13 protein-coding genes are annotated in these 11,738 nt (G+C 55.0%); 5 read left to right on the forward strand and 8 right to left on the reverse strand.

Going from position 1 to position 11,738, the window contains the following annotated elements; genetic code table 11:
- The first annotated feature begins 51 nt into the window (after positions 1-51).
- From pstC to phoU, 4 genes are read left to right on the forward strand one after another with little or no spacing between them, the layout of a single operon-like run.
- Positions 52-1,011: a phosphate ABC transporter permease PstC gene (gene pstC, locus HVX72_RS22015; RefSeq protein ID WP_060569956.1), complete on the forward strand. Its 960-nt coding sequence runs from the start codon at positions 52-54 to the stop codon at positions 1,009-1,011.
- The gene (gene pstA / locus HVX72_RS22020) at positions 1,011-1,901 is read left to right on the forward strand and encodes a phosphate ABC transporter permease PstA (RefSeq protein ID WP_042287297.1); all 891 of its coding nucleotides are present in this window, start codon (positions 1,011-1,013) and stop codon (positions 1,899-1,901) included. Before pstC ends, pstA begins: the two co-directional genes overlap by 1 nt.
- A gap of 47 nt (positions 1,902-1,948) precedes the next feature.
- Positions 1,949-2,722, forward strand: a complete 774-nt coding sequence (gene pstB / locus HVX72_RS22025; protein WP_015961095.1) for a phosphate ABC transporter ATP-binding protein PstB — start codon at positions 1,949-1,951, stop codon at positions 2,720-2,722.
- A gap of 26 nt (positions 2,723-2,748) precedes the next feature.
- Complete coding sequence (phoU, locus tag HVX72_RS22030) at positions 2,749-3,474, forward strand: phosphate signaling complex protein PhoU (RefSeq protein WP_012907987.1); 726 nt, start codon at positions 2,749-2,751, stop codon at positions 3,472-3,474.
- Between the two features lie 45 nt (positions 3,475-3,519).
- Here the strand turns inward: phoU and yieH are convergent, their stop codons facing one another.
- Complete coding sequence (gene yieH / locus HVX72_RS22035) at positions 3,520-4,185, reverse strand: 6-phosphogluconate phosphatase (RefSeq protein ID WP_181822284.1); 666 nt, start codon at positions 4,183-4,185, stop codon at positions 3,520-3,522.
- Between the two features lie 166 nt (positions 4,186-4,351).
- On the opposite strand from yieH, the gene adeP reads away from it, so the two are divergent.
- Positions 4,352-5,689 carry an adenine permease AdeP gene (gene adeP / locus HVX72_RS22040; protein WP_042287290.1) on the forward strand — a complete coding sequence of 446 codons (1,338 nt, stop codon included), beginning with the start codon at positions 4,352-4,354 and terminating at the stop codon, positions 5,687-5,689.
- 61 nt (positions 5,690-5,750) lie between these two features.
- Here the strand turns inward: adeP and HVX72_RS22045 are convergent, their stop codons facing one another.
- The 7 genes from HVX72_RS22045 to rpmH all read right to left on the reverse strand — a co-directional run bounded on the left by HVX72_RS22045 (position 5,751) and on the right by rpmH (position 11,133).
- Entirely contained in the window at positions 5,751-6,317 is a 567-nt protein-coding gene (locus HVX72_RS22045; protein WP_042287287.1) for an NADPH-dependent FMN reductase, read from the reverse strand.
- Positions 6,318-6,327: 10 nt separating this feature from the next.
- On the reverse strand, positions 6,328-7,077 hold the full coding sequence (locus HVX72_RS22050) for a 4'-phosphopantetheinyl transferase superfamily protein (protein WP_181822285.1): 750 nt from the start codon (positions 7,075-7,077) through the stop codon (positions 6,328-6,330).
- Between the two features lie 201 nt (positions 7,078-7,278).
- A complete protein-coding gene (mnmE, locus tag HVX72_RS22055; RefSeq protein ID WP_060569960.1) occupies positions 7,279-8,643 on the reverse strand; it encodes a tRNA uridine-5-carboxymethylaminomethyl(34) synthesis GTPase MnmE in 1,365 nt (454 codons plus the stop codon).
- Positions 8,644-8,749: 106 nt separating this feature from the next.
- Positions 8,750-10,393 (reverse strand): membrane protein insertase YidC, encoded by a 1,644-nt coding sequence (gene yidC / locus HVX72_RS22060; protein ID WP_181822286.1) that lies wholly within the window; start codon positions 10,391-10,393, stop codon positions 8,750-8,752.
- A 2-nt stretch (positions 10,394-10,395) separates the two neighbouring features.
- Complete coding sequence (gene yidD / locus HVX72_RS22065; RefSeq protein WP_001307474.1) at positions 10,396-10,653, reverse strand: membrane protein insertion efficiency factor YidD; 258 nt, start codon at positions 10,651-10,653, stop codon at positions 10,396-10,398.
- Complete coding sequence (rnpA, locus tag HVX72_RS22070; protein WP_042287256.1) at positions 10,617-10,976, reverse strand: ribonuclease P protein component; 360 nt, start codon at positions 10,974-10,976, stop codon at positions 10,617-10,619. The genes yidD and rnpA overlap by 37 nt, the downstream gene beginning before the upstream one ends.
- A gap of 16 nt (positions 10,977-10,992) precedes the next feature.
- Complete coding sequence (gene rpmH, locus HVX72_RS22075; RefSeq protein WP_000831330.1) at positions 10,993-11,133, reverse strand: 50S ribosomal protein L34; 141 nt, start codon at positions 11,131-11,133, stop codon at positions 10,993-10,995.
- Positions 11,134-11,738: the final 605 nt, after the last annotated feature.

Below are 11,738 nucleotides of genomic sequence, written 5' to 3' on the forward strand. Positions count from 1 at the left end.
AGGAAGCACGATAAAATACGCGCTTCCTGGCCCAAACTTAAAGAGTGATTTATGGCTGCAACCAAGCCTGCTTTTAACCCACCGGGTAAAAAGGGTGACATGATCTTCAGCGCGCTGGTAAAACTGGCTGCGCTGATTGTGCTATTGATGTTGGGTGGCATTATTGTCTCTCTGATCATCTCCTCCTGGCCGAGCATTGAGAAGTTTGGTTTCTCGTTCCTGTGGACCAAAGAATGGGATGCGCCAAACGATATCTACGGCGCGCTGGTGCCGATCTACGGTACGCTGGTGACCTCTTTTATCGCACTGCTGATCGCCGTTCCGGTGAGCTTCGGTATTGCGCTGTTTCTGACGGAACTGGCACCCGGCTGGCTGCGTCGTCCGCTGGGTATCGCCATTGAACTGCTGGCGGCAATCCCCAGTATCGTTTACGGCATGTGGGGGCTGTTTATCTTTGCGCCGCTGTTCGCCACTTACTTCCAGGAGCCGGTCGGCAATATTCTTTCCAACATTCCGTTTGTTGGCGCGCTGTTCTCCGGCCCGGCGTTTGGTATCGGTATCCTCGCGGCAGGCGTGATCCTCGCCATCATGATCATTCCGTACATTGCGGCGGTGATGCGTGACGTATTTGAACAAACCCCGGTGATGATGAAAGAGTCAGCCTACGGCATCGGCTGCACCACCTGGGAAGTTATCTGGCGTATCGTCCTTCCGTTCACCAAAAATGGGGTGATTGGCGGCATTATGCTGGGATTAGGCCGCGCGCTGGGTGAAACCATGGCGGTGACCTTTATTATCGGTAACACGTACCAGCTCGACAGCGCGTCGCTGTACATGCCTGGCAACAGCATTACCTCTGCGCTGGCGAACGAATTTGCGGAAGCTGAATCCGGTCTGCACGTTGCGGCGCTGATGGAACTGGGCCTGATCCTGTTCGTGATTACCTTTATCGTACTGGCCGCGTCTAAGTTTATGATTATGCGCCTTGCGAAGAACGAGGGGGCACGCTAATGGCTACGCTTGAAATGCAAAATACCGCTGCGCTGGCAGAGTCCCGTCGCAAAATGCAGGCGCGTCGCCGCGTGAAAAACCGTATCGCCCTGACGCTTTCTATGGCAACGATGGCGTTTGGTTTGTTCTGGTTAATCTGGATCCTGATGTCCACCATTACGCGTGGTATCGACGGGATGTCGCTGGCGCTGTTCACCGAAATGACGCCGCCGCCGAATACCGCGGGCGGGGGGCTTGCGAACGCCCTGGCGGGTAGCGGTCTGCTGATTCTGTGGGCGACTGTATTCGGCACGCCGTTGGGCATTATGGCGGGGATTTATCTGGCTGAGTATGGTCGTAAGTCCTGGCTGGCTGAAGTGATTCGCTTTATTAACGACATTCTGCTTTCCGCTCCGTCTATTGTGGTCGGTCTGTTTGTCTACACCATCGTGGTGGCGCAGATGGAGCACTTCTCCGGCTGGGCTGGCGTAATCGCGCTGGCGCTGCTGCAGGTGCCAATCGTGATCCGTACGACCGAAAACATGCTGAAGCTGGTGCCGGACAGCCTGCGAGAAGCCGCTTACGCGCTGGGCACGCCGAAATGGAAGATGATTTCGGCGATCACCCTGAAGGCGTCTGTTTCCGGGATCATTACTGGCGTGCTGCTGGCTGTTGCGCGTATTGCCGGTGAAACCGCGCCGCTGCTGTTTACCGCGCTCTCCAACCAGTTCTGGAGCACGGACATGATGCAGCCGATCGCCAACCTGCCGGTGACGATCTTTAAATTTGCGATGAGCCCATTCGCGGAATGGCAGCAACTGGCCTGGGCCGGGGTGCTGATCATCACCCTTTGCGTACTGTTGCTGAACATTCTGGCGCGCGTCATTTTCGCGAAGCAGAAACACGGTTAAATTTTTACGGCGCGGCACATCGCGGCGCCGAATGAGGAAATGAGTCAATGAGTATGGTTGATACTGCCCCGGGTAAGATTCAGGTTCGTGATTTGAACTTCTACTACGGCAAATTCCATGCCCTGAAGAATATCAACCTGGATATCGCGAAGAACCAGGTGACGGCATTCATCGGTCCGTCTGGCTGTGGTAAATCCACGCTGCTGCGTACCTTTAACAAGATGTATTCGCTCTATCCGGAGCAGCGTGCGGAAGGTGAAATTTTGCTGGATGGCGACAACATCCTGACCAATACCCAGGATATCGCCCTGCTGCGTGCGAAAGTGGGGATGGTGTTCCAGAAACCAACGCCGTTCCCGATGTCGATTTATGACAACATCGCCTTTGGCGTGCGTCTGTTTGAGAAACTCTCCCGTGCGGATATGGACGAGCGCGTGCAGTGGGCATTGACCAAGGCCGCATTATGGAACGAAACCAAAGATAAACTTCACCAGAGCGGGTACTCTCTCTCCGGTGGTCAGCAGCAGCGTCTGTGCATTGCGCGCGGTATCGCCATTCGCCCGGAAGTGTTGCTGCTGGATGAGCCGTGTTCAGCGCTGGACCCGATCTCAACCGGGCGTATCGAAGAGCTGATCACCGAGCTGAAGCAGGATTACACCGTAGTGATCGTTACTCACAACATGCAGCAGGCTGCGCGTTGTTCTGACCACACGGCGTTTATGTACCTGGGCGAGTTGATTGAGTTCAGTAACACGGACGATCTGTTCACTAAGCCCGCGAAGAAACAAACCGAAGATTATATTACTGGCCGCTACGGTTGATTTGCCTTAGTGCATGTGGAGAAACCATGGACAATCTCAATCTTAATAAACACATTTCCGGCCAGTTCAACGCAGAGCTGGAAAGCATTCGCACCCAGGTGATGACCATGGGCGGCATGGTCGAGCAGCAGCTTTCTGATGCGATCACCGCAATGCATAACCAGGACAGCGAACTGGCGAAACGTGTTATCGACGGCGATAAACACGTTAACATGATGGAAGTGGCGATCGACGAGGCCTGCGTGCGCATTATTGCCAAGCGCCAGCCGACGGCGAGCGACCTGCGTCTGGTGATGGCGATCATCAAAACCATCGCCGAGCTGGAGCGTATTGGCGACGTGGCGGACAAAATCTGCCGTACCGCGCTGGAGAAGTTCTCTCAGCAGCACCAGCCTCTGCTGGTGAGTCTGGAGTCACTGGGCCGCCATACCGTGCAGATGCTGCACGACGTGCTGGATGCGTTTGCGCGCATGGACCTTGACGAAGCGGTCCGTATCTACCGTGAAGACAAAAAGGTCGATCAGGAATACGAAGGCATTGTGCGCCAACTAATGACCTACATGATGGAAGATTCACGTACCATTCCGAGCGTCCTGACGGCGCTGTTCTGTGCGCGATCCATTGAGCGTATCGGCGACCGTTGCCAGAATATCTGCGAATACATTTTCTACTTCGTGAAGGGACAGGATTTTCGTCACGTTGGCGGTGACGAACTGGACAAGCTGCTGGCGGGTAAAGATCCGAAAGAGTAAGGTTTAAGGCGGGTGGCGCTTAGCGCTTACCCGCCCTGTTTTCATTTAACGCGTAATATTCCACCCACGCGCTTTCCACAAAGCGGGCAGCTGCGCCAGATCGGTAAAGGTCGTCACTTTGGGATGTTTGATCGGCTTGTTGTGCGGATCGGCGCAAAAATAGAAAACTTCCATTCCCGCATCAATCCCCGACTGGGCGCCAGCGGATGAATCATCCACCAGAATACAGTTTTCAACGTTAACGTTCATCGCTTTAGCGGCATGTAACATCAAGGCCGGATCGGGCTTCCAGCGTTGAATATCGTAGCCGCTGAACAGTTTTTCCGGGAAATGATGCAACATACCGAGCTTGCCCAGCGAGTGCTGCATTTTGCTTACTGGCCCGTTAGAGACCACGCAGATCGGCACCGTCATCGCATCCAGCAGCGCGTTTGCACCGGCAATAACCTCCAGTTCGGCGTCGAAAAGGCGTGCGACCTCGGCGCGATAAACGGGTTCTAAGTCGGCTATTGCCAGCGAAACGCCCTGTTCCTCATTAATGATATCAATGATTTCGTAGAGCTTGACGCCTTTAAAGCGCTTAAACACTTCGTCGAGATCGAGGGTGATACCGAATTCCTGGAACATCGCCACATACGCGCGGGAACAGATAACTTCACTGTCAACCAGCGTACCGTCACAGTCGAAAAATACCGCTTCAATTCCGGACATGCCTTTCCCTTTTTACGAGTTTAACGTTTACGTACTGCGCGATCGTGAGACGCAATCGTTGCCGTATAAGCAAATTCAATGAAAAAAACATCACACAACCGCCCCCTATTGTCGCATTTTGGTATAGGATAGCGACGAATTTTCCCTCCTTGTTCGGAAATTGATAATGAGTCAACAACACACAACCCAGACTTCTGGTCAGGGGATGCTGGAACGCGTGTTTAAACTGCGCGAACATGGCACGACGGCACGCACCGAAGTGATCGCCGGTTTCACCACCTTCCTGACGATGGTTTACATCGTTTTTGTGAACCCGCAAATTCTCGGCGTCGCTGGCATGGACACCAGCGCCGTCTTTGTTACTACCTGTCTGATTGCCGCGTTTGGCAGCATCCTGATGGGGCTGTTCGCTAACCTGCCCGTGGCGCTGGCGCCCGCGATGGGCCTGAACGCCTTCTTTGCGTTCGTTGTGGTTGGCGCGATGGGGCTGCCGTGGCAGGTTGGTATGGGCGCGATTTTCTGGGGGGCGGTTGGTTTGCTGCTGCTGACCATCTTCCGCGTGCGTTACTGGATGATTGCTAACATCCCCGTCAGCCTGCGCGTGGGGATCACCAGTGGTATCGGCCTGTTTATTGGGATGATGGGGCTGAAAAACGCCGGTGTTATCGTCGCGAACCCGGAAACCCTGGTGAGCATTGGTAACCTGACCTCCCACAGCGTGCTGCTGGGCGTACTCGGCTTCTTTATCATCGCGATCCTCGCGTCGCGCAACATTCATGCCGCGGTGCTGGTGTCTATTATCGTTACCACCCTGTTGGGCTGGCTGCTGGGCGATGTGCATTACAATGGTATCGTCTCCGCTCCGCCGAGCATTTCTACCGTGGTTGGCCATGTCGATCTGGCGGGTTCGTTTAATCTCGGTCTGGCGGGGGTTATCTTCTCCTTCATGCTGGTCAACCTGTTCGACTCCTCCGGTACGCTGATCGGCGTTACTGATAAAGCGGGTCTGGCCGATGAGAAAGGTAAATTCCCGCGCATGAAACAGGCGCTGTTTGTCGACAGCGTCTCTTCCGTAACGGGGTCGTTTATCGGGACCTCTTCCGTGACCGCCTACATTGAGTCGTCTTCCGGCGTGTCCGTTGGCGGGCGCACCGGTCTGACGGCCGTGGTTGTCGGTCTGCTGTTCCTGCTGGTGATCTTCCTGTCGCCGCTGGCGGGGATGGTGCCGGGTTACGCAGCGGCTGGCGCGCTGATCTACGTCGGCGTGCTAATGACCTCCAGCCTGGCGCGCGTGAAATGGGAAGATTTAACCGAGTCTGTTCCGGCTTTTATTACCGCGGTGATGATGCCGTTCAGCTTCTCGATTACCGAAGGGATTGCGCTGGGCTTTATCTCTTACTGCGTGATGAAATTGGGTACCGGACGACTGCGCGATCTCAGCCCATGTGTGGTGGTGGTTGCTCTGCTGTTCGTGCTGAAGATTGTGTTTATCGACGCGCACTAATATTGCGATGTTGCCGGATGGCGCAACGGCGTCTCCGGCAAATGTCTAAGAAGATTGGCGCTTACGCTTTTACGCGCTGGATGTAGTCGCCAAATGCCGTTAACTGCCCGGTCAGGTGGTCCAGCGTGCTTTGATCAATCACTTCTCCGCTTTGCGGATCCACTTTGTTCTGAATAACACCGCCCATAAATTCCGGCTTGTTCATCACCATTGCATCCAGGAACACCAGAATCTGACGCAGATGATACTGGCAGCGCGCGCCGCCAATCGCGCCCATTGAGCTGGTCTGAATCAGCACCGGCTTGCCAGCCAGCGGCTGATCGGGAAGGCGGGACAGCCAGTCGATGGCATTCTTCAGACCGCCGGGTACCGAATAGTTGTATTCCGGCGTAACGATGACGACGCCGTCGGCATGGCGGATCTGTTCGGCCAGCGCTTCGACGCTCGCCGGGAAACCCTCCTCCTGCTGCAGGTCTGCGTCGTAAAGCGGAATATCAGCGATAGACGGGAGTGGACTTACCTCCATTCCTGCCGGAGCGATCTTCGGCAGCGTACGGGCGACCATTCCATTAAACGACCCTTTGCGCAGACTTCCCAGTAACGTGACAACCTTTAACGTTTCAGACATGGTGACTCCATCAGTTATGCGTATAAGACTTCGCCGCGGATAATTGCGCGAATCGCATCAGACGACCCGTTTCCGCATTAGCGCGGGTCTGGATATCAGGCAGGTTTTTCCAGCCCTGCTTACCATCAAACTCCCAAACCTGTAATTTATCAATGCCTGGCGTAACCGCCACTGACCACACCAGCAGATCTTCCGCATCGCAGATCGCTTCCAACGGTGCGACATGCGCGCACTTCAGGCGCCCCGCGCCCGGCAGCAGTTGAAGCTCGCGGGGATCGTCATTGCGAACATCGCCAGTGAGTTTCAGGATGCTCTGACGCAAGGTGATCATCTGCGCGCGCGCCTCGTTGGGATCGTTTTGCTTGCTGATCCACAGACGTTCATTACTGGAGAAGACAGGGGGGGGCGAACAGTGAGGCGGGACAAAGCTGCGGGTGGCGCGCTGAAGTTCCATATCCAGCCCGCATTCGCCTTCGGTCGCCAGTGCCACACCAACGACATTTCCTGCGTAGGCGATAGAAAAACTGGGGAGATTTTGCTCACGAAACGCGGGTTTGCCTTTCGCTTTTATGATGATTTCCGGTAACTCAAGCGTGCCATACAGCATGAACATCAGCTCGGCGAGAAGGCCTCTGGACGCCAGGAAACGTGTCTGTCGATGCGCCGGAAGGTTTCGCGCGTCAAGGTGGCAGGAGGTGGGTAAACGCACTGAAATCAAATGCCCCTCCGTGAGTATCCCTCTGGCAAAATGTATCCCCATTTTTCGCTCCATGATTAATGGTCCTTAATAATGACGAGAGTAACATTTACGTGATTTATGGACATAGGAAATCACAAAAAAGTGCGACCGAAACCGCATCTCTTACGTGCTTTTACATTTCAGGGAAAAGATGCCAAAGAAGTGGCGTCAGAAAGAAGCTGACCGGATGTTGGCATCTGCCGCCATCCGGCGCTATTTGGGTTACTTACCAATACAGAAGCTGGAGAAAATCCGTCCCAGCAGATCGTCCGAGGTAAACTCGCCGGTGATCTCACTCAGCGCCTGCTGCGCCAGACGCAGTTCCTCCGCCAGCAGTTCGCCCGCCCAGGCGCCCAGCAGCTGGTTTTTGCCCTGCTGGAGATGTTCTGCGGCTTCAGCCAGCGCCTGAAGATGACGGCGACGGGCCAGGAAGCCGCCTTCCATATTGGTGTCAAAGCCCATGCTCTGCTTGAGATGGTTACGCAGTACATCTACACCTTCGCCGGTTCGCGCAGAGAGGCGAACCAGTGAGTGACCATTCACCTCGCTGATGCCCAGCGTCTCTCCGGTAATGTCCGCTTTATTACGTACGACAGTTATCGGCAATTTAGCCGGCAGACGGGCGATAAAGTCCGGCCAGATCTCCGCCGGGTCGACGGCGTCGGTCGTGGTGCCGTCCACCATAAACAGCACGCGGTCGGCCTGCTCGATCTCCTGCCAGGCGCGCTCGATACCGATACGCTCAACCTCGTCGCTGGCATCGCGCAGACCGGCGGTGTCGATGATGTGCAGCGGCATGCCGTCGATATGGATATGCTCGCGCAGCACGTCGCGGGTGGTGCCAGCAATGTCGGTCACAATCGCTGCTTCACGTCCCGCCAGCGCGTTCAGGAGGCTCGATTTCCCGGCGTTAGGGCGTCCGGCAATGACCACCTTCATCCCTTCGCGCAGCAGGCTGCCCTGACGCGCTTCGGCGCGCACCGCGTCGAGGTCGGCAATAACGTCATTCAGCTGCGCTTCGATTTTGCCATCCGACAGGAAATCGATCTCTTCATCCGGGAAGTCAATGGCCGCTTCTACGTAGATACGCAGGTGAGTGAGCGCTTCCACTAGATGATTAACGCGGGTAGAAAACGCCCCCTGAAGAGAGTTCAGCGCAGAGCGTGCCGCCTGTTCGGAACTGGCGTCAATCAGATCGGCAATGGCTTCTGCCTGTGCCAGATCGAGCTTATCGTTAAGAAACGCACGTTCGGAAAACTCGCCGGGACGGGCGATACGCAGACCAGGAAGGGTCAGAATGCGTTTTAACAACAGGTCGAGAATGACCGGGCCACCGTGTCCTTGTAGCTCCAGCACGTCTTCGCCCGTGAAAGAGTTCGGGCCGGGGAACCACAGGGCGATCCCTTGATCCAGCGCCGAGCCGTCGGCGTCTTTAAACGGCAGATAGTCGGCATAGCGCGGCTTGGGCAGTTTACCCAGAACGGCTTCGGCAACCTCGCGCGCTTTCAGGCCGGAGATGCGCAGAATACCGACGCCCCCGCGTCCCGGTGGGGTTGCCTGGGCGACGATAGTGTCGTTATGGCTCATGATAAATCTCGTTATTTCGCAATAAAAAAGGCGGTCATCAGACCGCCCTTCAGGTTATGTTCCGTGTGCCGGATGGCGGCTTCGCCTTACCCGGCCTGACGCCGAATTAAGACTTCTTCTCGCGGCTATGCAGGCCACGCTTCTCCAGACCACGGTAGATCAACTGCTGCTGGATGATGGTCACCAGGTTGCTGACGATATAGTACAGCACCAGACCTGACGGGAACCACAGGAAGAACACGGTGAAGATGACCGGCATAAAGGTCATGATCTTCTGCTGCATCGGGTCGGTCACGGTGGTCGGCGACATCTTCTGGATGAAGAACATCGTCACGCCCATCAGGATCGGCAGGATGTAGTACGGGTCCTGTGCGGACAGGTCATGGATCCACAGCGCGAACGGCGCGTGACGCAGCTCCACGGAACCCATCAACATGTAGTACAACGCCAGGAAGATAGGCATCTGGATCAGCAGCGGGAAGCAGCCGCCCAGCGGGTTAACCTTCTCTGCTTTGTACAGCGCCATCATCTCCTGGCTCTGACGCTGTTTGTCGTCGCCCAAACGCTCACGCATGGCCTGAATCTTCGGCTGCAGCATACGCATCTTCGCCATGGAGGTGTACTGCGCTTTGGTCAGCGGGTACATGATGCCACGAACGATAAAGGTGATGATGATGATCGAGAAGCCCCAGTTACCCACGAAGCTGTGGATCCACTTCAGCAGTTTGAACAGCGGTTGAGAGATGAACCACAACCAACCGTAATCCACGGTCAGATCCAGGTGCGGTGCAACAGCCGCCATTTTGTCCTGAATTTCCGGGCCAACCCACAGGGTGCTGGTCATCGCGCCAGTCTGACCAGGCTGTACCAGTACCGGCTGAGATTTATAGCCGATAGCCGCTACGCCGTTGCCCAGATTCGCGGTATAGAAGTTGTTGGTGCCGTCGTTACGCGGAACCCATGCCGTTGCGAAATACTGTTGCAACATTGCGACCCAACCGTCTTTAGCGTTGACGTTCAGGTTTTCGTTTTCAGCAATGGTGTCGAATTTGTATTTCTCATACTTCTCATCCGGCGTGGAGTACGCCGCGCCACGGAAAGTATGCAGCGCAAAGTTGCTGCTTCCGGTGTCACGATGAGACGGCAGATTGATGGATTGCTTCAACTGACCAAAGGTGGAGATCTCCAGCGGTTTCTCGCCGGCGTTCTGCACGCTGTAGTTGACGTTGACCGCATAGTCGCCACGTTTCAGGACGAACGTTTTCGTAAACGTGTTGCCTGCGGCGTCGGTATAGGTCATCGGGATCTGCAATTCGTTTTGACCGTCGGCCAGTACAAACGCGTCTTTTTCAACGTTGTACAGCGGACGCGGACCGTTAGCCGGGTTATCCGGGCCGTCGCGACCGGTCAAACCACTCTGGGCCTGATAGATAAACTGTGGGGTAGTTTCCAGCAGTTGGAATGGTTCGCTGGAACCGAGCTCTTTCGGGTAAGCGGGCAGCAGGGCCTGTTCCACATCACCACCACGGGTGTTAATGGTCAGATCAAGCACGTCAGTCTTAACCGTAATCAGTTTCCCCTGGCCACTGGCCGGTACGCCCTGGTCGGCGGCGCTACCCGCTGCGGTGGTCGTTGTCTGCGTGGTCTGTTGGGTCTGGGGTTGCGGATTTTTATCCTGCTCCCAGGCTTGCCAGATCATGAAAGACACGAACAGCAAAGCGATGATAAGAAGATTGCGTTGCGAATCCATCGTTAGTGTTCTCTGGTATCAAATGGTCCGGGCGGGACGGGATCGTCACCACCAGGGTGTAAAGGGTGGCATTTTAATACGCGTTTCACCGTCAACCAACTGCCTTTTATCACTCCAAACCTGCGCAATGCCTCAATTCCGTAGCTTGAACAGGTTGGCGTGAAACGACAGTGCGGCCCAAGCAGCGGACTGATCAGGCGTTGATAGACCCGAATAAGGGCTATCAGGACCCGCGAGCCAGGCGACAGTGGCGGCGCCATAATTTTTCCAACGCTTCCGAGAGAGCACGGTTATCGAGGTCGGCAACCCCCTTTTTCGCCACCACCACGAAGTCCATTGCAGGAAGTTCGTGCTGACGCAGACGAAAGCTTTCACGCGTCAGACGTTTAATCCGATTGCGTTCATGGGCGCGTCGAACGTTTTTCTTGGCGACGGTAAGACCGATACGGGGATGCCCCAGCGAATTCAGGCGGCCGAGGATGGTGATTTGCGGCGTGCCAGCCCGTTGTGGCTGCTGGAAGACGAATGTGAAATGATTGGGAGTTAACAAACGTAACTCCCTGGGAAATGCGAGCTTAACCACTCAGGGGTTAGCTTTATTACTTGGAAACGGTCAGACGAGCGCGGCCTTTAGCACGACGACGTGCCAGAACCTGACGACCATTTTTAGTAGCCATACGAGCACGGAAGCCGTGAGAACGGTTGCGCTTCAGTACAGACGGTTGAAAAGTGCGTTTCATGGCGATTTCTACCTAAACTTGAATAAATTCACTGACTTTTGCGTATACCCGAACGAGTTTCGAACGACTTACGCCACAGTGTGGGTGATTAAAGAGGCCGGATTGTAATAATTGTACACTCCGGAGTCAATTCTCTTTCCTTAAATCCCTGCCTTTTTCCGCACCTTTTCGCACGAAAAACAGACAGCGTTGACGCCGTTTCACAGGCATCGCGCGACGGGTGGAGAATTATACGGACTGGTGGGTAAAGCGCAAGGATCGCCCGGGATCTTTATTAGATCGTTTAAGGCGTAAACCGTCTTTACTCATTAAATTTTCCGATATGGGCGCGAAATCGCCCTGATCCTCTCCAGGATCGTTTACACTTACCCCGTCTTGTGAAGACCTGTGGATAAATCGGGAAGAATCTGTGAGAAACAGAAGATCTCTTTCTCAGTTTACGCTATGATCCGCGGTCCCGATCGTTTCCAGAGATCCTGATCGGGTAAAATTGCAGATAGCAATTCGCACGTCACCCTTTGCATAGGGTCTTGTCGATGTGCGTCAACAATCATGAATGTTTCAGCCTTTGTCATTTATCGACTTTTGTTCGAGTGGAGTCCGCC

The sequence above is a fragment of the Citrobacter sp. RHB21-C05 genome, assembly GCF_013889015.1.
Classification (GTDB): domain Bacteria; phylum Pseudomonadota; class Gammaproteobacteria; order Enterobacterales; family Enterobacteriaceae; genus Citrobacter_A; species Citrobacter_A sedlakii.

Coding starts and splice junctions, on each gene's coding strand:
- phoU (WP_012907987.1), top strand. CDS start 2,749: ATGGACAATCTCAATCTTAATAAACACATTTCCGGCCAGTTCAACGCA.
- pstC (WP_060569956.1), top strand. CDS start 52: ATGGCTGCAACCAAGCCTGCTTTTAACCCACCGGGTAAAAAGGGTGAC.
- yieH (WP_181822284.1), bottom strand. CDS start 4,185: ATGTCCGGAATTGAAGCGGTATTTTTCGACTGTGACGGTACGCTGGTT.
- yidD (WP_001307474.1), bottom strand. CDS start 10,653: ATGGCGCCGCCACTGTCGCCTGGCTCGCGGGTCCTGATAGCCCTTATT.
- rpmH (WP_000831330.1), bottom strand. CDS start 11,133: ATGAAACGCACTTTTCAACCGTCTGTACTGAAGCGCAACCGTTCTCAC.
- pstB (WP_015961095.1), top strand. CDS start 1,949: ATGAGTATGGTTGATACTGCCCCGGGTAAGATTCAGGTTCGTGATTTG.
- HVX72_RS22045 (WP_042287287.1), bottom strand. CDS start 6,317: ATGTCTGAAACGTTAAAGGTTGTCACGTTACTGGGAAGTCTGCGCAAA.
- adeP (WP_042287290.1), top strand. CDS start 4,352: ATGAGTCAACAACACACAACCCAGACTTCTGGTCAGGGGATGCTGGAA.
- pstA (WP_042287297.1), top strand. CDS start 1,011: ATGGCTACGCTTGAAATGCAAAATACCGCTGCGCTGGCAGAGTCCCGT.
- yidC (WP_181822286.1), bottom strand. CDS start 10,393: ATGGATTCGCAACGCAATCTTCTTATCATCGCTTTGCTGTTCGTGTCT.
- mnmE (WP_060569960.1), bottom strand. CDS start 8,643: ATGAGCCATAACGACACTATCGTCGCCCAGGCAACCCCACCGGGACGC.
- HVX72_RS22050 (WP_181822285.1), bottom strand. CDS start 7,077: ATGGGGATACATTTTGCCAGAGGGATACTCACGGAGGGGCATTTGATT.